This window comes from Bacillus sp. NP247, assembly GCF_018966865.1.
Classification (GTDB): Bacteria; Bacillota; Bacilli; order Bacillales; family Bacillaceae_G; genus Bacillus_A.
On sequence record NZ_CP076653.1, the window covers coordinates 4,704,587 to 4,726,071 of the forward strand.

Sequence of the window (21,485 nt, forward strand, 5' to 3'; positions counted from 1 at the left end):
AATGATTCATAAAGTTGGACAAATTATGTTATATGTAAATAATCAAGATGAGGCAGTAGATTTTTGGACAGAAAAAGTAGGGTTTCATGTAATTGCAGAGGAAGATAACAAACAAGGAATGAGATGGATTGAAATCGCGCCAACTAACGATGCAGAAACGAGCATTATACTACATAATAAAGAAGTTATTTCTAAAATGAGTCCAGAATTGAATCTTAGTACACCGTCTTTAATGTTCTTCTCAGAAAATCTGGAACAACTATATACAGATTTAACAAATAAAAATGTTACAGTTGGCGAAATGGTAACAATGCCTTCAGGTAAAGTGTTTAACTTTGCTGATAGTGAAGGGAATTATTTTGCGGTTATGGAAAAGAACAAATAATGATATTGTTATGTCAAAATCCCCCTTATATATAATGAGGGGGATTAAATGTTTGAAGTGGATTTTTCATTAGAGAGTTGTTTGATAAAAAATGTCCCTTTTTCAATAGCTGTCTCAATATAACCAACGATTTGATCAAACGTAAAAACCTGTAGGTCTTCATACAAATGTTGCTCGGGGTACAGCATATCTTCAAAAAGATATTTTCGAAAAGCCAAAACTTTCTCTTTAGAAACCTCTTCGATGTCCACAATGTGAGCTTCTTGATTAAGAAGAGAAAAGAGCTGTTGTTCTTTATCGTAATGATGCAACAATTGTGCGTTCAATAATTTAAAATCGTTATAGTACATAGGTGCGATAGTTTCGTCGTTCTCAATTCTGTTTTTTAGCCAAGGTAGAAAAAATCCACTTAGCCAATTATCATCGGCAATGAGATGCGTATAATAGCCTAAAAGAAAAGGGGAGTCTATATGCTCTTCATATTTATGAATAAATGATTCGTAATCTATTCTTCTTGTATAGTTTTTCGTTGTACCAGCGTAAAAATGTGAAGTTCCTTTTTCTTCTTTTGAATGAACAGCATCAGGAGCTACACCACCAAGTAAGAAAGAAGTTTTATCTTGAATAGAAAGTTTCTTAGCAATACCGTTAGCGATAATAACATGCATAATTCGTGATCCCATGAATAACACCTCTATTTCAAGTATTCACTTTAGGGAGCTGTCTGAACGTTTAGTATTACTTTCCCTGTACTTTGTCTACTTTCGACCCATTCATGTGCTTTCCCTGCGTCTTGAAGAGGAAAAGATTTCGTAGCTTTAATTTGCAACCTGCCATCGCGTAAATAACGGAAAACTTGATTCGCAGTTTCTTGAAGCAATTCAGGACGTTTTTTCCGTGTAGTGCCAAAGCTGAAACCGAGTATAGAACGGCAACTTGCGTGTAAATCTTTCGTTTGAAAATTACCAACTTCTCGGCTAGCATTGCCGAAATGGACGAGACGACCGTAATAAGCAAGGCATTCTAAACTTTTTTCGGACACAGTACCAGAAATAGAATCTAAAACAATATTAACGCCTTCTCCGTGTGTAAGCTGAGTTATCCTCTCTACAAAATCTTCATCTTGATGACAAATAACATAATCAGCGCCAGCATCTAAAGCGATTTTTCGTTTTGCTTTACTTCCAACAGTGCCGATAACTTTTCCAGCCCCTAATAGTTTTGCAAGTTGAATCGCTGTAGTACCAATTCCGCCAGCCGCTGCATGGATTAGTACAGACTCACCTTGTTGAATTCTTGCAACATTTGCAAGTAAATTATAGCTTGTAAAAGATACGATAGGACAAGCGGCGGCGGTTTGAAAGTCGACTTCATCAGGTAAAACGAAAGTAAGATTTTCGTTCGCAACAACATAATCAGCGTAAGAGCCATTTTGAGGAAAAGCAATGACACGCTGGCCAGGATAAATGTTTTTTACATGAGAACCTACGTGTTCTACAATACCAGCTGCATCTATCCCTGGAATAAAAGGTAAGACTTTGTTTCCTTTTTTGCCATAACGTGATTTAATATCGGCGAAATTAACACTAGTAGCAACAACGCGAATTAAAACTTGATTATCTGAAATTGTAGGAATATCCATGTCTGTATATTTCAACACTTCAGGACCACCGAATGAAGTTACAACGATAGCTTTCATATACATCCTCCTAAATTTGACTATATATATTATTTTAAATCTTCATTAGGAATTGGAAAATTATATAATTGTTATGCAAGGCTATAAGTGAAGCTTATGAACTCATTGGATCATTATATTAATGTATATAAAAAAAATTGAAAAAATCGAACGAAATATCAATTACTTGCCAATATATAGTGTATGACAAGGGAGGGAAGGTACATGAAGGATGAAACGGTGTATACAGATTTAATCCAATTAACTTTATCAGGCAATAAAGAAGCATATAGCGAATTGTATGATAAAACGATTCAAGAAGTATATAAGACAGCACATTTTTTAATAGAAGATAAAACGGATGTAGATGATATCGTTCAGGAAATATACATACAGCTATATGAATCGCTTCGTAAATATGATAGCGAGAAGCCATTTCGTCCTTGGCTAATTGGACTTGCAATTAAACAAATTCATTCTTATAGAAGAAAGAGATGGATGCGACTGCGAATTGTAAAAAAAGCAGAAGAGCAAAGAAAACCAGTACAAATGGATTTTTCTAGCGATGTTGTAAGTAAACTATCAAATCAAAAACTAATCGAACTCATTCATAAATTGCCGTATAAATTGAAGCAAGTTATTATTTTGAGGTACTTACACGATTACTCACAAGAGGAAGTAGCACAAATATTACATATTCCAATCGGTACTGTGAAATCTAGAATCCATGCCGCATTAAAGAAACTACGTCAAAAAGAGCAAATAGAAGAAATCTTTTTAGGAGAGGTAGGGAATGTGAAATGAGTTTAGATTGTAGAGTTAGAGAATCTATACAAGAAGAAGCGAAGGGGATTGTTGCCCCGCCGGAGTTAAAAGAAAAAGTAATCGTTCAAATAAAAATGAAGAGCGGGGGGAGTAAAAAGAAGAAGCGCCTCATCGCAGGAGTGCTTGCAGCCGCATTTTTAATTCCGACAACTGGTTTTGCTTATCAATCTATTATGGCAGATGGTATATACGGGTCGTTTGAAAATTTAAAGAAGCATGCCGGAGCTATAACATTAGAAGGATACATGCGTTTTAATGCAAAGTTATCACAAGCGAAAGACGAAATGGGTGCAAAGGAATATGAAGAGTTTTCAAAAGAACTAAAGAAATTAACAAATGCAAAGCTTGAGTATGGGGATTCGAACGGTAATATTGATTATGATCAATTATCACCAGCTAAAAAAGAGGAATTGAAAAAGGTAGAAATGGAGCTTCAGCCGTATTTTGATAAATTAAATGGTCATAAATCTAGTAAAGAAGTATTAACTCCTGAAGAGTATGAACAATATATGGAAGCATTAATGGCGTATCAAACCATATTAGTAAAAACGAAATCGAGTGGCGGAATAACAGCAGACAAAGTACCTGAGGCGTACAAAGAAAAATTTATTGAAGCAGAACAGTTTATGGAGTATGTAGATGAAAAGGTGAGATAAGTAAAAAGCTCATAGCTTTAGCTTTGAGCTTTCCTTATTGAAATGTAAATATATTAACCACCTATTCCTTTTGCTAGCAATAAGAAATATACAAATACTAGTATTACCCCATTTAATGCCGTACCAACTATTTTAAATAGCCAATTCTTTGATGAAATCGCAAAAATAATACCGAGTAATGAAAGTGTACTTAGAATCACAATAATTAATGTTAAATTCGCATTAGGTCCTCTTAAAATAAAGAAAGAGCATATACTTGCGATAAACGTTAGAAACGAGAAAGTCCCTAATTTCATAATAAGTCCTCCTTGTTTGAAATGTATTTTGATTTAGTTCACGACTTTCTTTAATTTAACATAAATTTCCTACTATATATTAAATATATGAATAATAAAAAAACGAGTATAAAATCTACGGGATTTCATACTCGTTTTGCTATTGTTTAAATTTCCTTACGGCATATATAGCGACCTTTACAAGTAATATCGCAATTATAAATAAGCCGCCGTAACTAACGATACTTAAAAATTGGTCATCAGTTATATTTTTTCATATTCGCATTGTCCTTTTGGATAAAACAATCTAAAAGTGAGTAACCAGCTATTAAGCTAATAATGGTAACGAAAGTTGTATTTACAAGAATAATATTAGTTAAATAGGGTAGGTATTTGCCAACTGGTGAAAAGAGTAGAGCTGGAGAAAAGGAAATTAATATTGTAGGGACTGTAATAGCGATAAACTTATCCGGCTGAAAGCCCCAGTTGTGTTTACTTGTTTCGTGATTAATGGATTGAAGGAATCGTAATAAAATGCCGACCAAAAGAGGGAAGAGTGAATAGTAGAATAACCTTGGATAAAAGTTAAAGTTCACTTGCGCATCTGTTTCTAAATAAAATTGAATTTTCACTCCTACAAATAATAATAAGATGATAAATAATGTAAAGCAGAGGTAAAGTATCACTTTTTGCATTCCATTCCACCATCCTTTACTAAAAATATATTCAAGGAACGAAGATATATACGAAAACTGCGTTGTATATATCTTCGTTTTCAATTAGTTAGTTGTGGATTTTGTTTGTTTCGTTAAGTAATCAATAATGCCCATTGCACTAATTTCTATATCTAGATGTAAAATGTTATAAACGGAATGATTTGATGGAACGTTTAACTTTGTAAGATGAGAAGAGATTTTATCCATTAATAAAGTTTGTAAAGCTTTAGTCGCTTCATCGAAATCATTATACTTTTCAAAGACCTCTTTACCAGTACCAACGAAAATAGGTAACCAATGTTCAAGTTGGTTATATACTTCTGTAACATTGGATGAAGCACCGTAATGACCGAAATAAATAGTATCTACATTCATACTTTGAATATGATTTTTAGAAGCAATCATCGCATCTGGCTGGAATTGTGAAGGAGACGTTGATGGTAGATATAGTTCTACATCAAGATCTGCGAGTTCTCTATAATAAATTCCTATTGTATCGCCAGTAAAAATGCCGTTTGTTAATGAATCATGAATGCTAATATGGTGCTTCGCATGTCCCGGTGTATCGTAAAATGTAAGTGTACGGTCTTCTGAAATTTTTAACGTATCACCATGTTGTACAATACGAACACGTTCTTCTTCAATTGGAAGAATGGGATCAAAAAGTTTATCAAAATCTTCTTTGTACACAGCTTTTGCACCTAAAATGAGTTTTGTTGGATCAATCATATGACGAGCACCGCGAGAATGCACAAATAAAGTAGCATTTGGGCATTTTTCCATCATTAGCCCAGCTGCGCCTGCATGATCTAAATGAACATGTGTAACAATGATGTTTTTTACATCTTTTAAATCAATATGTAATTGTTGTAAGCCATCTAAAATGTAAGGAAGAGAAGGGGCTGCACAAGTTTCAATTAAAGTAATTTCGTCACCTAATAAAACGTACGTACCTGTTCGTTCAATATGTTGTAAGTCGTAATCGTCAATAAGATATAGGTGAGAAGATAATTGTTCTACTTTTTTCATCTTTACCACTCCTTATATACTTTTATGTTTTTCATTATACGCTAAAAATGCAAAAAGGCAGAAAACGAGAGCTCGTCTTCTGCCTTTTTGTAATACTATTATTTCGTTTGTTGTTTACTAATAGACATAATGAACAGTCCAACAATACCGCCAACTATTGGAAGCATGATCTCTCCTGCTAAATTAAAGTAGGAGCTTAAGAATAAACCATTTACATCGATTACCCAACCAGTAACATACAATAACATCATATATAGTACGAAATAAAACTCGCGATTTGAAATCGTTTCACGTTGTGCAGTTTTCATAATGAACACCATCCTTTTCTATTATAATAGAATATAAACTGTCACATTTTGTTCACAATTCAATTGTAAAACTTTCCATTATAAAAGTCTAGTAGTTTGTGTCGAATTTTCGAACGTAAATAAAGCGCTATCATTTTGGCGTATAAGTATGTAATAGAAGCTGTATATTCACGAATGTAGTATAGTATAAACATAGAATGATAGTGAAGAGAGGGGCAAGGACAATGGCAGTTTATGATTTTTCAGCTAAAACAATAACAGGAGAAGATAAATCGTTAAAAGATTACGAAGGAAAAGCACTTCTTATTGTAAATGTAGCTAGTAAATGTGGATTTACACCGCAGTATAAAGGATTACAAGAAGTATATGATAAATATAAAGGCCAAGGACTCGAAATACTCGGATTCCCTTGTAATCAATTTGGAGGACAAGAACCGGGAACGGAAGCTGATATTACTAGTTTTTGTGAATTAAACTATGGTGTAAACTTCCCGATGTTTGCAAAGGTTGATGTGAAAGGTGACAAGGCTCATCCTCTGTATACATACATGACAGAACAAGCACCAGGTTTACTCGGTATGAAAGCAGTAAAATGGAACTTTACTAAGTTTCTAATCGGAAAAGACGGGAAAGTAGTAGGGCGTTTTGCGCCGCAGACGAAGCCAGTGGATTTAGAGGTTGAGATTGAAAAGGTACTTGGGGAATAACTAGGAGTTAGCTATCTTTTATTATAGTTATTAAAAAACACCTCAAAGAACAAAGTTGCTCTTTGAGGTATTTTCTTTAACATTACATTTTCAAGATTAGATCACTGTATCAAAGCCATTTGATTTAGGCGGAGAAGCTGCTTTTTTCATAAGCACTTCCCATAAGTGTACGGATTTCTTCCATTCGGCTGCAGCCTGTTCCTGTTGATACATAGCGTTCTCATAACTGAAAGCAAGTTGTTGCATATCGGCCGAGTTGTAAAGTGTATCGATATGGAGAGCGTATTCTCGGAATGTTTGACTTTCACCCCGTGGTATGCCGATTCTCGCAAATTGTTTTAAAAGTGCACCGTAAGCTTTTAGATAAACAGCATCATCTTTTCGGTATTTATAGAAAAGAATAATAAAAAATGTAATCCATTTCATTCTAGTGGTGAAGAGAATGTATCCGAGGATACTAATTGGTATCGTAGAGAGGAATACGTACCACCAAGAAATCCTATTTTTAGAATTTGTAATCTTTTTAGTAGAGGCTTCTTCTGTATTTTCTATTAAACTTTTGAGCTTCGCTTCATTGTTTCGTTGGTGTATTTGTGCGTTTTGAGAATTAGTTTCTTCGCTATTTTGTAAAGTAGGAGCAGGAGTATTATTTGTAAAATTATAGGGATTGGTAAATCCTTTTGTTGGTTCGAATGGAATCCATCCGTATCCAGGAAAATATACTTCGACCCAAGAGTGTGCGTTATTGTTTTCGATTTTATAAACATTCTCACCTTCTGTACTAGCAAGTGTATTCTCAAGAGTTCCTTCTGTATAGCCTTTTACCCATCGAGCGGGAATCCCGGCAGAACGAAGTAACACGATCATAGACGTCGAAAAATTATTACAGTAGCCGCTTTTTGTATCGAAAAGGAATTGATCTACATAATCTTGGTTTTTGGCAGGAATCATCACATCCGTTGTTTCGTATACAAAAGAATGGTCTGTGAAGTGATTTTCAATAGCTAATACTTTATCATATCGGTTGTCTTTATCGTTTGTAAGATTAATAGCTAAGTCTCTTACTCGCTGCGGTAATGATTCCGGAAGTTGAGTGTACTTTGTCATGAAATAAGGATTTGATTCTTGAACTTCATTCGTTTTTGCAGCTTTCAAGTTTTCTATGGAAAACTCAGGGATCTCATATGTTACTTTATATGAATTTAAAGTAGTAGAAGAGTCTCCGTGCATCGTATAGATTTTTTCTGAAAATGGGTCAACGCTGTATGATACATCAGAAGAAGCCTCAACTGATACTAATCCTGCTGGATAGGTAAGATGAGGATAACTTTTTTGCATGGTGATTGTTGCTTCGGTTGTCTCCGTTTTTGTATTTTGTTCGTACCAACTCACGACGTCGTTTTTATTTTTAAAAGAAACCTTTTTCGGATTTTCAGAAACCTCCCAGCCTTTTCCTGTATAAAAATCTTTTGTTTCTACTCTCCAATATTGTTTGTTTTGCGTTTGTGCTGTAAAAACAATTGTATTATCCGCCTTAAAAGGACCACCTAATTGCGAGTCATCTAAACCATACCCAATTTTAGAAACTTCTTGTTCTTTACTCGCTTCGGATGTGTTGAATTTTAAAAAATTCATTGGGTTTGGCCATTGAGGGCCAAATTTTGGAGCGAAGTATGCGATGGTTGCTGACAATATAATAAATATTGTAAGAGGTCTAAGTAATTTTGAGATTACTCTAGCATAATTTTGTAAGTGCTCCATCTCTTTTATTCGTTCTATTCGAAGAAGACTAAGCATAAAAAAGCCGATGACAACAGTACGAATAATAGCGTAGTTTGCATTGTATAAATGTAAATTATGAAAAGTTGTGATATAAATAATAGTCAATACAAGAAATAACAACCCACATTTTTTATGAATCACCCAAAAAGAGATGAAAGAACTCAAAAACCAAAATGATAGAAAAAATAAAAGTGTTGGAAAAACTGGAGAAATATCTAGCAAATTCCCCTGGAATAACAGGGAGGAATTTCGAGAAATATCAGTAAAAAATTTCGTTAGCCAAGATGGATTTATAAAAGTATTTTTATAATACAAGGAATGAACAATGAATAAAATCGTGATGATCTTTATTGGAATCTGCCATCTGGTTTGAAAAAAAGAGAGAGTGAAGCAAATTCCTATAAATATTACAAAAATATCTAATCTACCTACGTTTGTAATACCTATAAGGGGTCTTATCCATTCTAGTAAAAGAAGAATTGCACATACATGCATGAAGAATCTGCTCATATCCCATCGGTACTTTGTTTGTAATGTTATCATTTGCTCACCTCAAAAAACACGTTTGCATACCGGTTTTCATAAACCGCGTTTACAAATATTTTTCGTTTTTGTAGAGTTTCTAGTATACTTATTTCTCGATGTGAGAGTTGATTCGCTTTTTCTTTCACGACAAACACCATTAATTTTCTATTTTTTATAGCAGCACAGTCAGCCGCCTTTTGAATATCGGGAGAAAGATCGCTTGTCACGAGTATAATCGTAACGGGCTGATACATTTTTCTTAATTCCATTTCTACACTCTGGGAGAGCGGGAATACACTGTCTGCTTGTACTTTCGCTAAATGACAAAAGATTTGTTGCAACTGAGTATCTCCATTGTCTAATGGGAAAATAGTTCGTTCTTTTCCGACAGACACGAATGACGCTGGTGAATTTTGCTTCAAGACAGCCCTCACAATAGAGGCAGTAAACGTTACGACTGATTCGAATAGAGGGGACTCGGTTCTGTCCATAAATATCATGATATTATTGCTGCGCTGTTGTTCAAACTCTTTCGTCATAATGTTGTTTGTTCGTGCAGTTGCTTTCCAATCAATCCATGAAAAGCGGTCACCAGGTTTATATTCTCTGACACCGACAGAGACTGTAGAGTCTTTTGCTGAATTTATATTTGCTGAAAGCGCTCCTTGTTCGAAATGATTTTCCAATTGTCGATACGTTATATCTACATACTGGGGATAGACTAAAAATGTATCTGGAACTGAAAAAGTTACTTCTTTTTCTATCATACCGAATAAATCGCCAGTTTTGACACGTACGCTTGAAAAAGTGTGCTCTCCTCTAGGGATTGTATCAATAACATATTGAAACGAAATATTTCGTTTCAATCCTGGAAAGAGTATGACCTTATTCATCTTTGCTTGTCTACAACTTGTAAATGGTGGTGGCAGTTCATCTTCTATAACTAAATAAAGTAAGGGAAAAGGGAATTTTCTTTTTATTGTAATCGTGCTTACAAATTGTTCTCCTGCTGCATATTTATTTTGGTTTGTTATTCGTTTTACTTCAACGTCCCGTAAAGCATAGAAGGGGAGTAGTAGTGAATAAAGGCCAATAGGAATCGTACTGTAAAACAAAAACCAACTTACAAATCCCCCTTGAAGCATAGCGTACACAAATGTTAAGACTACGCATAAAGGGATTAGCAATAACTTCGTAACGTGATATAGTGCTCGTAGTAGTCGCTTCATCAAAGGTTCTTCGTCCTTTGAGTCGGCACGGTAGTTCGTGCAACGATTTTGGCGATAACTTGTTCTCCTGTTATTCCTTCAAATCTTGCTTCCATTTTTAGAATGAGTCTGTGAGCTAAAACGTAAGGAGCTAAAAATTTAACATCGTCTGGAATAACATAATTTCTGCCATGGATGAATGCATAAGCCTGTGAAGCTTTCATTAAAGAAATTGAGCCACGTGGACTTGCACCTAGCTGTATAGAACTATAAGAACGAGTCTGATTAACAAGCTTTACAATGTAATGCTTGATTGCTTTGTCCATACTTATTTCCCGTACGCTTTGTTGTAAATAAAGTAATTCTTTTATTGTTGTAATGGCTTGTAAATGGGAGAGTGGGTTTGTTTTTTCCATCCGGTTTAAAATTTCAAATTCTTCTTCGGGTGTAGGATATCCCATTTTTAGCTTCAACAAGAAACGATCGAGTTGAGCTTCTGGTAAAGGATATGTTCCCTCATATTCGACCGGATTTTGTGTAGCCATGACAAAGAAAGGTTTTGGTAACGGTCTTGTAATGCCATCTATTGTGATAGTGCCTTCTTCCATACTTTCAAGTAAGGCAGATTGTGTCTTTGGAGATGTACGATTAATTTCATCAGCAAGTACAAAATTCCCCATAATTGGTCCAGGCTTGAACTCAAATTGGAGTTCTTTTGGATTATAAATAGAAACACCTGTTACATCTGACGGCAGTAAATCAGGTGTGAATTGAATTCGCTTGTAATCGGCGTCAATTGATTTAGAAAGAGTACGTACTAGCATTGTTTTTCCGACACCGGGAACATCTTCTAATAGTACATGACCTTCAGCTAAAAGAGCTGTTAAGGCTAAGATCGTTTCTTTTCGTTTTCCGACCATTAATTTTTCAATATTGTTGATTATTTTTTCTACAATGGGATGTAATGAATCGAGATGGGGCATCGTAATCCTCCTAATTTTATTATCGTTTTCTAATCTATTTAGTGGAAAATAGAATTTATGTTAAAGAAAAGGAGTTCTTTCATTTTATTGCAGTATGATAGTAATCTAAGAGGTAATTAGTAATGGTATTATATAAGTTCATATTGAGAACTTATATAAATAGGAAGAAACTTACATGTTGATATACTTTATAATTTCTATGTCCTCAAAGGAAATCTTACTCTTAATTCTAAGAATATTCAGATTATTTTTCCGGGTTACATTTAGTATAATTGTTTCCGTAACCAAGGGCAATACAGTAAATAATGATTTGTAGTTTTAGCCCTCTATTTGCGGGCAGTAAAACTCCCACCTCAAAATTCAGCTAGTGCAAAGAAGTTAGGTGGGAGTGGGGCTGCTCGTAAATGCCCGATTGGTGCGGGCTGATTAAAGTTTCACTTTATATAAAATATGTCTTGATAATAGTATCGTTGAAGAAAAGTAAATTCCTTATAGCATTATTGAAGTAGTATCAATACTCTTTTTAATATATTTATATAAAAACGTAGAAATTTCTCCTGCGTTTTTTCTTATGCAAAAAGGTGAATCCTCCAAATACTATTCTCCTAATAAGCTCACCGCTGACCGAAATCTTCACAACAAAACAAAGTAATCTTTACTTACAAATGTTTCCCCTTAAACTTATTTCCAAATGAATTTATGACAATCTCTTGAACTGTGCGAAATGTCACATCTGTATTTTACAACCTCTCTTATAGTAAGGGTATGTAAGAGAGACGTATTAAAGGAGTGAACAGTATGAAGAAGAAACCTTCAGCACTAATGAGACGTTTAAAATATTTTTCACCAATAGATCGTTATAACGATAATCATACACAAGAAACATATGAAGATCGCGAATGGGAGAATGTGTACAGAAAGCGTTGGCAGCATGATAAAGTAATTCGTTCCACACATGGTGTGAACTGTACTGGTTCATGTAGCTGGAATATATACGTGAAAGATGGAATTGTAACTTGGGAAGGGCAAGAGCTTAACTATCCGACTACAGGTCCTGATATGCCTGATTTTGAACCAAGAGGATGTCCGCGTGGAGCGAGTTTTTCTTGGTACATTTATAGTCCACTTCGTGTGAAATATCCATACGTACGTGGTGTTCTTTGGAGTATGTGGCAAGAGGAACTACAAAATAACGAGTCACCACTAGATGCTTGGAAAAGCATTGTGGAAAACCCTGAAAAAGCACGTACGTATAAGCAGGCGCGTGGTAAAGGGGGATTCATTCGTGCGAATTGGGATGAAGTATTACAACTCGTTTCTGCTTCATTGCTTTACACAGTAATTAAATATGGTCCAGACCGAAATGTTGGTTTTTCACCAATTCCAGCAATGTCGATGTTAAGTCATGCAGCTGGTAGCCGTTTTATGCAACTTATGGGTGGACCAATGCTTAGTTTCTATGATTGGTACGCAGATTTACCACCAGCTTCTCCGCAAATTTGGGGTGATCAAACGGATGTACCAGAAAGTAGTGACTGGTATAACTCTGGTTACATTATGACATGGGGTTCAAATGTACCGATGACGAGAACACCAGATGCTCACTTTCTAGCAGAGGTTCGATATAAAGGAACGAAAGTCGTTTCTGTAAGTCCTGACTTCGCTGAATCTACAAAGTTTGCGGATGATTGGATTAGTGTGAAACAAGGTACAGATGGTGCACTTGCGATGGCAATGGGGCACGTAATCTTACAAGAATTTTATGTAGATAATCAAGTGGAATATTTCACAAAGTATGCGAAGCAATATACTGATTTTCCTTTCTTCGTCACATTGAAGCAAAAAGGAGAACAATTCGTTGCTAATCGTTTCTTAAATGCTTCTGATATTGGACGCGAAACGAAGTTAGGGGAATGGAAACCTGTACTTTGGAACGAAAATACGAATGATTTTGCAACACCGCACGGCACAATGGGATCACGTTGGGATAACGAAAAGAAATGGAACTTACGTTTAGAAGATGAAGAAACAGGTGAAAAGATTGATCCACGTCTTTCTTTACTTGGAATGGAAGATAGTGTTGAAACGGTGCAAATTCCGTACTTCTCTGATGATGGAAATACAATATTAGAACGCACAATTCCAGTGAAAAAGGTTACGACAGATGAAGGCGAAGTGTTCGTTACAACTGTATATGACTTAACATTAGCAAATTACGGCGTGAACCGAGGGCTTGGTGGACAAGAGCCGAAAGACTTCAATGATGATGTACCGTTTACGCCTGCATGGCAAGAGAAAATGACAGGAGTGAAACGAGAGCTTATTATTCAAATCGCTCGTGAGTTCGCACAAAATGCTGTTGATACGAATGGTCGCTCGATGATTATTATGGGAGCTGGTATTAACCATTGGTTCAACTCTGATACGATTTATCGCGCAGTTTTAAATCTTGTTCTTCTCGTCGGAGCACAAGGTGTAAACGGCGGCGGTTGGGCGCATTATGTTGGTCAAGAAAAATTACGACCAGCTGAAGGATGGCAAACAATCGCGATGGCAAAAGATTGGCAAGGGCCACCGAAATTACAAAACGGTACATCTTTCTTCTATTTCGTAACAGATCAATGGCGCTATGAAGATACACCTGTTGGACATTTAGCATCACCAGTTGAAGGCAACTCTCGTTATCAACATCACGGTGATTACAACGTATTAGCAGCAAGACTTGGCTGGTTACCTTCCTATCCAACATTCGAGAAAAATGGGATTGAATTATATAAAGAAGCTGTTGCTGCTGGTGCAACAACGCAAGAAGAAATCGGAAAATACGTTGCACAAAAACTAAAAGAAAAAGAACTAAAATTTGCGATTGAAGATCCAGATAATAAAAACAACTTCCCGCGCAACTTATTCGTATGGCGTGCCAACTTAATTTCAAGTTCTGGTAAAGGCCACGAATATTTCTTAAAACATTTATTAGGTACAACAAATGGATTAATGAATGACGACAGTGATTCAATACGACCAGAAGAAATTAAGTGGCATGAAGAAGCGCCAGAAGGGAAGCTTGATCTACTCATTAATTTAGATTTCCGTATGGCTGGAACAGCGCTCTATTCTGACATCGTCTTACCTGCTTCAACTTGGTATGAAAAGCATGATTTAAGCAGTACGGATATGCATCCATTTGTACATCCATTTAATCCAGCAATCGGTTCACCGTGGGAAGCACGCTCTGACTGGGATATTTTCACCGCTCTTTCTAAAGCTGTGTCAGATTTAGCGAAGAAAATCGATCTTGAACCAATGAAAGAAGTCGTTGCAACACCACTTCTTCACGATACACCGCAAGAATTAGCGCAACCACTAGGTAAAGTTAAAGACTGGAGCAAAGGTGAGTGTGAACCAATTCCAGGTAAAACGATGCCGCAAATTCATGTTGTCGAAAGGGATTATAAAACGATTTATGACAAAATGACAGCACTTGGACCAAATACCGGAAAACAACCGATTGGTACGAAAGGGATTTCTTGGTCGGCAGAAAAAGAATATGAGCAATTAAAGAGTCGATTAGGAGTCGTTCGAACGGATACTATTGCGAAAGGGTGCCCTGATATAAAAGAAGCAATTAATGCTGCTGAGGCGGTATTAACACTTTCTTCGACAACAAACGGTCATATGGCTGTAAAAGCATGGGAAGCACTTGAAAAACAAACGGATTTAAAACTGCGCGATTTAGCAGAAGAACGTGAAGAAGAATGCTTCACATTCGAACAAATTACAGCACAGCCGAAAACAGTAATTACTTCTCCAGCCTTTACGGGTTCTGAAAAAGGTGGACGCCGTTACTCTCCATTTACAACAAATGTGGAACGTCTTATTCCTTGGAGAACGATAACGGGTCGACAATCTTTCTACTTAGATCATGACATGATGAAAGAATTCGGTGAAACGATGGCAACATTTAAACCAATTCTGCAACATAAACCTTTCCGTAAATCTAGACCTGAAGTAGAAGGAAAAGAAATTACACTAAACTATCTAACACCGCATAATAAGTGGTCGATTCATAGTATGTATTTCGATTCATTGCCGATGTTAACGCTGTTTAGAGGTGGTCCAACTGTTTGGATGAATAAAGATGATGCGAATGAAGCTGGTGTTGCTGATAATGATTGGATCGAGTGCTTTAACCGTAACGGTGTTGTCGTAGCACGTGCTGTTGTAACGCACCGTATACCGAGAGGAATGGCGTTTATGCATCATGCGCAAGATCGACACATTAACGTACCTGGTACGAAATTAACAAGCACCCGCGGGGGAACGCATAATAGTCCAACCCGTATTCATGTTAAACCAACACATATGATTGGTGGATATGGCCAATTAAGCTATGGATTTAACTACTATGGTCCGACTGGGAACCAGCGTGACTTAAATGTCGTAATCCGTAAACTGAAGGAGGTAGATTGGCTTGAAGATTAAAGCACAAGTCGGAATGGTAATGAATCTAGATAAATGCATCGGCTGCCATACTTGTAGCGTAACATGCAAAAACACCTGGACAAATCGTCCAGGTGCTGAATATATGTATTTCAATAACGTAGAAACGAAACCTGGAATTGGTTATCCAAAACAATGGGAAGATCAGGAGAAATACAAAGGCGGCTGGGAATTGAAAAATGGTGAAATTCAGCTGAAATCCGGTTCGAAAATGAAGCGTCTTATGAATATTTTCCACAATCCAGATCAACCAACAATCGATGATTACTTTGAACCTTGGAACTATGATTATGAAACATTAACAAATAACCCGCAGCGTAAGCATCAACCAGTTGCTCGTCCGAAATCAGCGATTACAGGCGAATTTATCGACAAAATTGAATGGGGTCCAAACTGGGAAGATGATTTAGCAGGTGGACATATAACAGGGTTACAAGACCCGAACGTAAAGAAAATGGAAGAAGAAATTAAAACGGATTTTGAAAATGTCTTTATGATGTATTTACCGCGCATATGCGAACACTGTATGAATCCATCTTGCGTATCATCTTGTCCATCTGGTGCGATGTATAAACGTGAAGAAGATGGGATTGTTCTTGTAGATCAAAATGCATGTCGTGCATGGAGATTTTGTGTATCTTCTTGTCCGTATAAAAAAGTGTATTTTAACTGGCAAACAAATAAAGCAGAAAAATGTACCATGTGTTTCCCTCGTATTGAAGCAGGTATGCCAACGATTTGTTCGGAAACATGTGTAGGACGTATTCGATATATTGGGGTAATGCTATATGATGCTGACAAAGTGAAAGAAGCAGCTTCTGTTGAAGATGAAAAAGATTTATATGAATCTCAGCTAACTGTTTTCCTAGACCCAAATGATCCAGAAGTAATAGCGGAAGCAAAAAAACAAGGGATTCCTGATGAATGGATGAAAGCGGCTCAAGAGTCACCTATTTATAAAATGATTATTGATTGGAAAATTGCTCTGCCTCTTCATCCAGAGTACCGTACAATGCCAATGGTTTGGTATATCCCGCCGCTTAGCCCGATTATGAATATGGTGGAAGGGAAAGGAAGTAACTGGAAAGCAGAAGAGGTTTTCCCTGCTATCGATAATATGCGTATCCCAATTCAATATTTAGCGAATTTACTCACTGCAGGAGATGAATCTCACATTCGTCTTACATTGAAAAAAATGGCTGTCATGCGAACGCATATGAGAGCATTGCAAATTAATAAAGAACCAAATGAAGCTGTATTAAAAGAAATTGGTTTAACGAAACAAGATGTAGAAGATATGTATCGTCTTCTTGCTATCGCGAAATATAAAGATCGCTTTGTCATCCCGACATCTCATCGCGAGCAAGTTGCAGATTTATATAGTGAACAAGGAAGTTGTGGTCTTTCCTTCGCAGGTGGCCCAGGATCTTGCACGACAATTTCTTAAATAAAGGGGGCAGAAAATCATGAAACAAAGTTTACAAACTGCTTTTTCTTGTTCTTCTTTTCTTCTCTCCTACCCGGAACTCGGGTGGAGAGAGGTTTTAACTGAATTGCAAGAAGAAATTGAAGCGATTGAACAAGAAGACGTTAAAGCAGCACTTACAACATTTATAAAACGGGCGCTAGATAAAACAGACAATCAACTTATTGATTCTTACGTCTATACATTCGACTTTGGAAAGAAGACAAATATGTATCTTACCTACATGAAAACAGGTGAACAAAGAGAGCGTGGAATTGAATTATTAGAGTTAAAACAGCATTATCAAAAATCTGGTTTTAACGTAACGGATAAAGAACTACCTGATTATTTACCACTTCTACTTGAGTTTCTTGCAAACGCAAATGAAAAAGATAGCGAACCAATTATGAGTAAATACACGGAAAATATACAAGCGTTGCACGGGCAATTAAAAGAAGCAAACTGTATGTACGAACCAATTCTTGCAGCCGTTCTCTTTGCTATCGATACATGGGGTGTACAGACAAATTAGAAAGGAGAGTTGTCAAAATGATGGATCAATTTCTATGGGTGTTGTTTCCCTATATCATTTTTGCAATCTTTATCGGTGGACATATTTTCAGATACAACTATGATCAATTTGGATGGACATCAAAATCTAGTGAACTATTAGAGAAGAAAATGCTCCGGGTCGGAAGTCTATTATTCCACTTTGGGATCATGTTCGTCATTGGTGGTCATGTTATGGGGATATTAATTCCAGAGGCTGTATATCGTTCAATAGGTATTTCGGAGCATATGTATCACATAATAGCAATTAGTTTTGGGCTACCGGCAGGTGTCGCTTCTATCATCGGTTTAATTATATTAACGTACCGCCGTGTAACAGTAAAACGAATCATTGCAACGAGTACAAAGGGAGATTATATTGCGCTTATTTTATTACTTATCGTAATGTTAGCAGGACTTTCTTCAACATTTTTAAATATCGACTCAAAAGGATTTGATTATCGTACAACGATTGGCCCTTGGTTCCGAAGTCTCTTCATTTTCCAACCGAAAGTTGAATATATGATGGAAGTACCTGTTTGGTTTAAATTTCATATTATTGCAGCGATGGGTCTATTCGCAGTATGGCCATTTACTAGACTTGTCCATGTATTTAGTGCCCCAATTAAATACTTAAGCCGTAGTTATGTGATTTACAGAAGACGTATTCCTAATGAATTGAAAAAATAATACGGCTGTAAACGGATAGGAGCTGACAGCTAACATGAAACGAGGTCTAATGGGAGGCCTCGTCTTTTTATATAGGAGATAATTGTGTGTATGAAAAAAGATTAGCATCTATATTAGATGCTAATCAATGCTACAAACAGAGGCAGAGCAATCTTCACAAGCAATTTCACATTTTAAAAATTGTAAATCATGGATTGTAATCTTTCCTTTATGAATAGAAATCGTACCTTTTTTTTTCAAATCATTTAACATTCGATTTACACTTTCACGCGAAGTTGCACAGAAATTAGCAAGTTCTTGATTCGTTAATGGTAAATCGATGAGAATCCCGTTTTCTTTTAACACACCGTAACTATTTGTCATTCGAATGAGAGTAGAATATAGGGCACCTTTTTTACCGTGTAATACTAAGTCTCGGAACTTCGTTTGCATTCTTCTTAAATGTTCACTAATCCATTTCATAAATTCAAATACAAGAGCGGGTTTTTGGAGTAATGCTTTTTCTAAGGTTTCACGCTTTATAACTCCTACTTCAACATCTTCAAGGCATTTTGAATTTAATAAATACTTTGCATTGTCCGTGAACAATGTTAATTCACCAATAATGTCATATTCAGAACAAATACGAAGTGTTAATTCTTGCCCATCAGCACTTAGTTTACTAATTTGTACTTTTCCGGAGTGGATGATATAGAGTTCTGTTGCCTCCATACCTTCTTGAAAAATAAAACTTCCTTTTTTAATCTGCATTTTATATTCAACAGATGCAAGTAATTCCTTTAAATCTTGAGATAATGTCATACTGTTTGCCACAGCGATCACCTTTCTTCTTATAAGCAATACATTTTCTATTTTGAATGTAACTATGATGAAAATGCAAGAGCTATTTTAAAAATAAATTAAAATTTCAATGACCGTAAGGGGAGGCGATTTTAAGTTTTTAGTTTGAAAGGTTCAATACGCAAAGTGGATGGGACTAAAGATGTGAACAAAATTCGAACGGATTTGTGAAGAATTTTTGAATGGGGAAAGTAATGTGAGAAAAGTCACATTGAATATGTAGCTTCTTTTTTATAATAAAGGCAAATAAAAAATATGAAACCTACTAAGGATTGCAGTAGAAAAGAAGGGATATAGATGCACGAGAAGATGAGGGATTCGTTAGAGCGGCCACTTCAAGATTTACGTATTTCAGTTATTGATCGTTGTAATTTTAGGTGCACATATTGTATGCCAGCTGAAGTGTTCGGACCTGATTACGCTTTTTTACAGGAAGAGTTTTTATTAACGTTCGATGAAATAGAAAGGTTAGCGAGATTATTTATAAGTATGGGAATCAATAAAATTAGACTTACTGGCGGTGAACCTTTATTGCGTAAAGATTTACCGAAGTTAATTGCAAGGCTTGCAAAGCTAGAGGGCTTAAATGATATTGGACTCACAACAAACGGTATTCATTTAGCAAAACAGGCAAGGGCATTAAAAGAAGCGGGATTAAAACGTGTAAACATTAGTTTAGATGCGATAGAAGATCATGTCTTCCGAAAAATTAATGGACGAAATGTAAGTACAAAACCTGTATTGAAAGGAATTGAAGCAGCAAAGGCAGCTGGATTAGAAGTAAAAGTAAATATGGTCGTAAAAAAAGGGATGAATGATAGTCAAATTCTTCATATGGCTCGTTATTTTAAAGAACAAGAAATTCAGCTTCGTTTTATCGAGTTTATGGATGTGGGCAGTACGAACGGATGGAACTTTGAACAAGTGATTACGAAGGAACAATTAATAGAGAAAATTAATCGTGTATATCCGATTGAGCCCGTAAAGCCTCGTTACTTTGGAGAAGTTGCGAAATTGTATCGATATGTAGGGAGTGATGCAGAAGTTGGATTTATTACTTCAGTCTCTGAGTCATTTTGTTCTTCTTGTACGAGAGCTCGTATTTCGGCAGACGGTAAGTTTTTTACGTGCTTATTTGGAGCGAAAGGAACGGATTTGCGAACGCTTCTTCGAAAAAATATTTCTGATGCCTCATTATTAAAAATTCTCCAACATACATGGGAGTGCAGAACAGATCGGTATTCAGATGAAAGAACGGCGGAAAGTACAAATAAACGTCCAAAAGTTGAAATGTCTTATATTGGTGGATAGCGAAAGGAGGATTCCCTATGCAAGAGCGATATTCAAGGCAAGTATTGTTTTCTGGAATTGGTGAAATGGGACAAAGAAAAATAAGAAAAAAACATGTGCTCCTAATCGGTGCGGGTGCACTAGGAGCCGCGAATGCAGAAGCGCTCATAAGGATGGGGATTGGAAAATTGACAATTGCTGATCGTGACTACGTCGAATGGAGTAATTTACAGCGGCAACAGTTATATACAGAAGAAGATGCACAGCAGTGTAAACCAAAAGCGATTGCAGCGGCAGAACATTTAAGAAAGATTAATTCTGAAGTGGAAATTGTACCAGTTGTAACGGATGTCACAATGCAAGAAATAGAAGAGTTAACAAAAGAAGTGGATCTTATATTAGATGCGACTGACAATTTCGATACGCGCCTACTTATAAATGACATTTCACAAAAAGAAAATATACCTTGGATATACGGTGGATGCATTGGAAGTTACGGTGTAACGTATACAATTCTTCCGGGGGAAACACCATGCTTTCGCTGCCTAATGGATCATCCTATGGGCGGTGCAACATGCGATACAGCAGGAATCATTCAGCCAGCTGTACAAATGGTCGTTGCTCACCAAGTGACAGAAGCGATGAAAATATTGGTGAATGATTTTCAGGCGCTAAGGGGAACGATGTTATCATTTGATATTTGGAACAATCAATATCTCTCATTAAAAGTAAATAGGCAGAAAAAAAGTACATGTCCATCTTGCGGGAATGTACGCACTTACCCAAGTTTAACATTTGGATCACAGATGAAAACTGAAGTGCTATGCGGGCGGAATACAGTTCAAATCCGTCCAGGGATAAAGCGAGTTCTTAATTTAGAAGAAGTTCAAAAGCGCTTACAAAAAAGCGTGAGTTTCAAAAAAACTCCATATTTACTATCGTTTCTAGTAGATGAATATCGTTTTGTTTTATTTACAGACGGTAGGGCATTTATCCATGGGACAAATGATGTGAAAATGGCAAAACGATTATACGCAAAATATATAGGATGAACAGAAAGGGAGTTTATCCTTA

At 36.2% G+C, this 21,485-nt stretch carries 20 protein-coding genes; 10 read left to right on the plus strand and 10 right to left on the minus strand.

Features of this window, described 5'->3' with window-relative positions:
- Position 1: 1 nt before the first annotated feature.
- Positions 2-385 carry a VOC family protein gene (locus KPL75_RS24520; protein WP_219918159.1) on the plus strand — a complete coding sequence of 128 codons (384 nt, stop codon included), beginning with the start codon at positions 2-4 and terminating at the stop codon, positions 383-385.
- Positions 386-429: 44 nt separating this feature from the next.
- Here the strand turns inward: KPL75_RS24520 and KPL75_RS24525 are convergent, their stop codons facing one another.
- Together KPL75_RS24525 and KPL75_RS24530 are read right to left on the minus strand one after the other, a co-directional pair.
- Positions 430-1,068: a zinc dependent phospholipase C family protein gene (locus tag KPL75_RS24525; protein WP_219918160.1), complete on the minus strand. Its 639-nt coding sequence runs from the start codon at positions 1,066-1,068 to the stop codon at positions 430-432.
- A gap of 29 nt (positions 1,069-1,097) precedes the next feature.
- On the minus strand, positions 1,098-2,084 hold the full coding sequence (locus KPL75_RS24530) for a quinone oxidoreductase family protein (protein ID WP_219918162.1): 987 nt from the start codon (positions 2,082-2,084) through the stop codon (positions 1,098-1,100).
- 204 nt (positions 2,085-2,288) lie between these two features.
- Between KPL75_RS24530 and KPL75_RS24535 the strand changes: the two genes are divergently transcribed.
- Positions 2,289-2,867, plus strand: a complete 579-nt coding sequence (locus tag KPL75_RS24535; RefSeq protein ID WP_097829658.1) for a sigma-70 family RNA polymerase sigma factor — start codon at positions 2,289-2,291, stop codon at positions 2,865-2,867.
- A complete protein-coding gene (locus KPL75_RS24540) occupies positions 2,864-3,544 on the plus strand; it encodes a DUF3600 domain-containing protein (protein WP_219918164.1) in 681 nt (226 codons plus the stop codon). The genes KPL75_RS24535 and KPL75_RS24540 overlap by 4 nt, the downstream gene beginning before the upstream one ends.
- A gap of 53 nt (positions 3,545-3,597) precedes the next feature.
- On the opposite strand, the gene KPL75_RS24545 is transcribed toward KPL75_RS24540, so the two are convergent.
- The 4 genes from KPL75_RS24545 to KPL75_RS24560 all read right to left on the minus strand — a co-directional run bounded on the left by KPL75_RS24545 (position 3,598) and on the right by KPL75_RS24560 (position 5,872).
- Positions 3,598-3,840 carry a hypothetical protein gene (locus tag KPL75_RS24545; RefSeq protein WP_219918165.1) on the minus strand — a complete coding sequence of 81 codons (243 nt, stop codon included), beginning with the start codon at positions 3,838-3,840 and terminating at the stop codon, positions 3,598-3,600.
- A 239-nt stretch (positions 3,841-4,079) separates the two neighbouring features.
- Positions 4,080-4,514, minus strand: a complete 435-nt coding sequence (locus tag KPL75_RS24550; protein WP_219918167.1) for a hypothetical protein — start codon at positions 4,512-4,514, stop codon at positions 4,080-4,082.
- Positions 4,515-4,598: 84 nt separating this feature from the next.
- The gene (locus tag KPL75_RS24555; protein ID WP_097829654.1) at positions 4,599-5,564 is read right to left on the minus strand and encodes an MBL fold metallo-hydrolase; all 966 of its coding nucleotides are present in this window, start codon (positions 5,562-5,564) and stop codon (positions 4,599-4,601) included.
- 98 nt (positions 5,565-5,662) lie between these two features.
- Positions 5,663-5,872: a DUF3925 domain-containing protein gene (locus KPL75_RS24560; RefSeq protein WP_219918169.1), complete on the minus strand. Its 210-nt coding sequence runs from the start codon at positions 5,870-5,872 to the stop codon at positions 5,663-5,665.
- Between the two features lie 224 nt (positions 5,873-6,096).
- Here KPL75_RS24560 and bsaA point away from each other — a divergent pair, with 224 nt between their 5' ends.
- Entirely contained in the window at positions 6,097-6,579 is a 483-nt protein-coding gene (gene bsaA, locus KPL75_RS24565) for a glutathione peroxidase (RefSeq protein WP_219918171.1), read from the plus strand.
- Between the two features lie 96 nt (positions 6,580-6,675).
- On the opposite strand, the gene KPL75_RS24570 is transcribed toward bsaA, so the two are convergent.
- Genes KPL75_RS24570 through KPL75_RS24580 form a run of 3 tightly spaced genes read right to left on the minus strand, consistent with a single transcriptional unit; the run spans position 6,676 to position 11,077 of the window.
- Positions 6,676-8,904, minus strand: coding sequence for a transglutaminase TgpA family protein (locus KPL75_RS24570; protein ID WP_219918173.1), 2,229 nt, complete (start codon positions 8,902-8,904; stop codon positions 6,676-6,678).
- Complete coding sequence (locus tag KPL75_RS24575) at positions 8,901-10,115, minus strand: DUF58 domain-containing protein (protein ID WP_219921157.1); 1,215 nt, start codon at positions 10,113-10,115, stop codon at positions 8,901-8,903. Before KPL75_RS24575 ends, KPL75_RS24570 begins: the two co-directional genes overlap by 4 nt.
- A complete protein-coding gene (locus KPL75_RS24580) occupies positions 10,115-11,077 on the minus strand; it encodes an AAA family ATPase (RefSeq protein ID WP_219918174.1) in 963 nt (320 codons plus the stop codon). The genes KPL75_RS24575 and KPL75_RS24580 overlap by 1 nt, the downstream gene beginning before the upstream one ends.
- A 798-nt stretch (positions 11,078-11,875) precedes the next feature.
- On the opposite strand from KPL75_RS24580, the gene KPL75_RS24585 reads away from it, so the two are divergent.
- Genes KPL75_RS24585 through narI form a run of 4 tightly spaced genes read left to right on the plus strand, consistent with a single transcriptional unit; the run spans position 11,876 to position 18,281 of the window.
- Positions 11,876-15,559 carry a nitrate reductase subunit alpha gene (locus KPL75_RS24585; protein ID WP_219918175.1) on the plus strand — a complete coding sequence of 1,228 codons (3,684 nt, stop codon included), beginning with the start codon at positions 11,876-11,878 and terminating at the stop codon, positions 15,557-15,559.
- A complete protein-coding gene (gene narH / locus KPL75_RS24590) occupies positions 15,549-17,024 on the plus strand; it encodes a nitrate reductase subunit beta (RefSeq protein ID WP_219918176.1) in 1,476 nt (491 codons plus the stop codon). The genes KPL75_RS24585 and narH overlap by 11 nt, the downstream gene beginning before the upstream one ends.
- 19 nt (positions 17,025-17,043) lie before the next feature.
- Entirely contained in the window at positions 17,044-17,574 is a 531-nt protein-coding gene (narJ, locus tag KPL75_RS24595; protein WP_219918177.1) for a nitrate reductase molybdenum cofactor assembly chaperone, read from the plus strand.
- A 17-nt stretch (positions 17,575-17,591) separates the two neighbouring features.
- Entirely contained in the window at positions 17,592-18,281 is a 690-nt protein-coding gene (gene narI / locus KPL75_RS24600) for a respiratory nitrate reductase subunit gamma (protein ID WP_219918178.1), read from the plus strand.
- Between the two features lie 120 nt (positions 18,282-18,401).
- On the opposite strand, the gene KPL75_RS24605 is transcribed toward narI, so the two are convergent.
- Positions 18,402-19,094: a Crp/Fnr family transcriptional regulator gene (locus tag KPL75_RS24605; RefSeq protein ID WP_212090556.1), complete on the minus strand. Its 693-nt coding sequence runs from the start codon at positions 19,092-19,094 to the stop codon at positions 18,402-18,404.
- Positions 19,095-19,418: 324 nt separating this feature from the next.
- Between KPL75_RS24605 and moaA the strand changes: the two genes are divergently transcribed.
- Entirely contained in the window at positions 19,419-20,432 is a 1,014-nt protein-coding gene (moaA, locus tag KPL75_RS24610; protein WP_219918179.1) for a GTP 3',8-cyclase MoaA, read from the plus strand.
- A 17-nt stretch (positions 20,433-20,449) separates the two neighbouring features.
- Entirely contained in the window at positions 20,450-21,463 is a 1,014-nt protein-coding gene (locus tag KPL75_RS24615; RefSeq protein ID WP_219918181.1) for a molybdopterin-synthase adenylyltransferase MoeB, read from the plus strand.
- Positions 21,464-21,485: the final 22 nt, after the last annotated feature.

What these genes read in the sequence shown, in the direction of transcription:
- KPL75_RS24520 (WP_219918159.1), top strand. Translation starts at nt 2, where the DNA reads ATGATTCATAAAGTTGGACAAATTATGTTATATGTAAATAATCAAGAT.
- KPL75_RS24525 (WP_219918160.1), bottom strand. Translation starts at nt 1,068, where the DNA reads ATGGGATCACGAATTATGCATGTTATTATCGCTAACGGTATTGCTAAG.
- KPL75_RS24530 (WP_219918162.1), bottom strand. Translation starts at nt 2,084, where the DNA reads ATGAAAGCTATCGTTGTAACTTCATTCGGTGGTCCTGAAGTGTTGAAA.
- KPL75_RS24535 (WP_097829658.1), top strand. Translation starts at nt 2,289, where the DNA reads ATGAAGGATGAAACGGTGTATACAGATTTAATCCAATTAACTTTATCA.
- KPL75_RS24540 (WP_219918164.1), top strand. Translation starts at nt 2,864, where the DNA reads ATGAGTTTAGATTGTAGAGTTAGAGAATCTATACAAGAAGAAGCGAAG.
- KPL75_RS24545 (WP_219918165.1), bottom strand. Translation starts at nt 3,840, where the DNA reads ATGAAATTAGGGACTTTCTCGTTTCTAACGTTTATCGCAAGTATATGC.
- KPL75_RS24550 (WP_219918167.1), bottom strand. Translation starts at nt 4,514, where the DNA reads ATGCAAAAAGTGATACTTTACCTCTGCTTTACATTATTTATCATCTTA.
- KPL75_RS24555 (WP_097829654.1), bottom strand. Translation starts at nt 5,564, where the DNA reads ATGAAAAAAGTAGAACAATTATCTTCTCACCTATATCTTATTGACGAT.
- KPL75_RS24560 (WP_219918169.1), bottom strand. Translation starts at nt 5,872, where the DNA reads ATGAAAACTGCACAACGTGAAACGATTTCAAATCGCGAGTTTTATTTC.
- bsaA (WP_219918171.1), top strand. Translation starts at nt 6,097, where the DNA reads ATGGCAGTTTATGATTTTTCAGCTAAAACAATAACAGGAGAAGATAAA.
- KPL75_RS24570 (WP_219918173.1), bottom strand. Translation starts at nt 8,904, where the DNA reads ATGATAACATTACAAACAAAGTACCGATGGGATATGAGCAGATTCTTC.
- KPL75_RS24575 (WP_219921157.1), bottom strand. Translation starts at nt 10,115, where the DNA reads ATGAAGCGACTACTACGAGCACTATATCACGTTACGAAGTTATTGCTA.
- KPL75_RS24580 (WP_219918174.1), bottom strand. Translation starts at nt 11,077, where the DNA reads ATGCCCCATCTCGATTCATTACATCCCATTGTAGAAAAAATAATCAAC.
- KPL75_RS24585 (WP_219918175.1), top strand. Translation starts at nt 11,876, where the DNA reads ATGAAGAAGAAACCTTCAGCACTAATGAGACGTTTAAAATATTTTTCA.
- narJ (WP_219918177.1), top strand. Translation starts at nt 17,044, where the DNA reads ATGAAACAAAGTTTACAAACTGCTTTTTCTTGTTCTTCTTTTCTTCTC.
- narI (WP_219918178.1), top strand. Translation starts at nt 17,592, where the DNA reads ATGATGGATCAATTTCTATGGGTGTTGTTTCCCTATATCATTTTTGCA.
- moaA (WP_219918179.1), top strand. Translation starts at nt 19,419, where the DNA reads ATGCACGAGAAGATGAGGGATTCGTTAGAGCGGCCACTTCAAGATTTA.
- KPL75_RS24615 (WP_219918181.1), top strand. Translation starts at nt 20,450, where the DNA reads ATGCAAGAGCGATATTCAAGGCAAGTATTGTTTTCTGGAATTGGTGAA.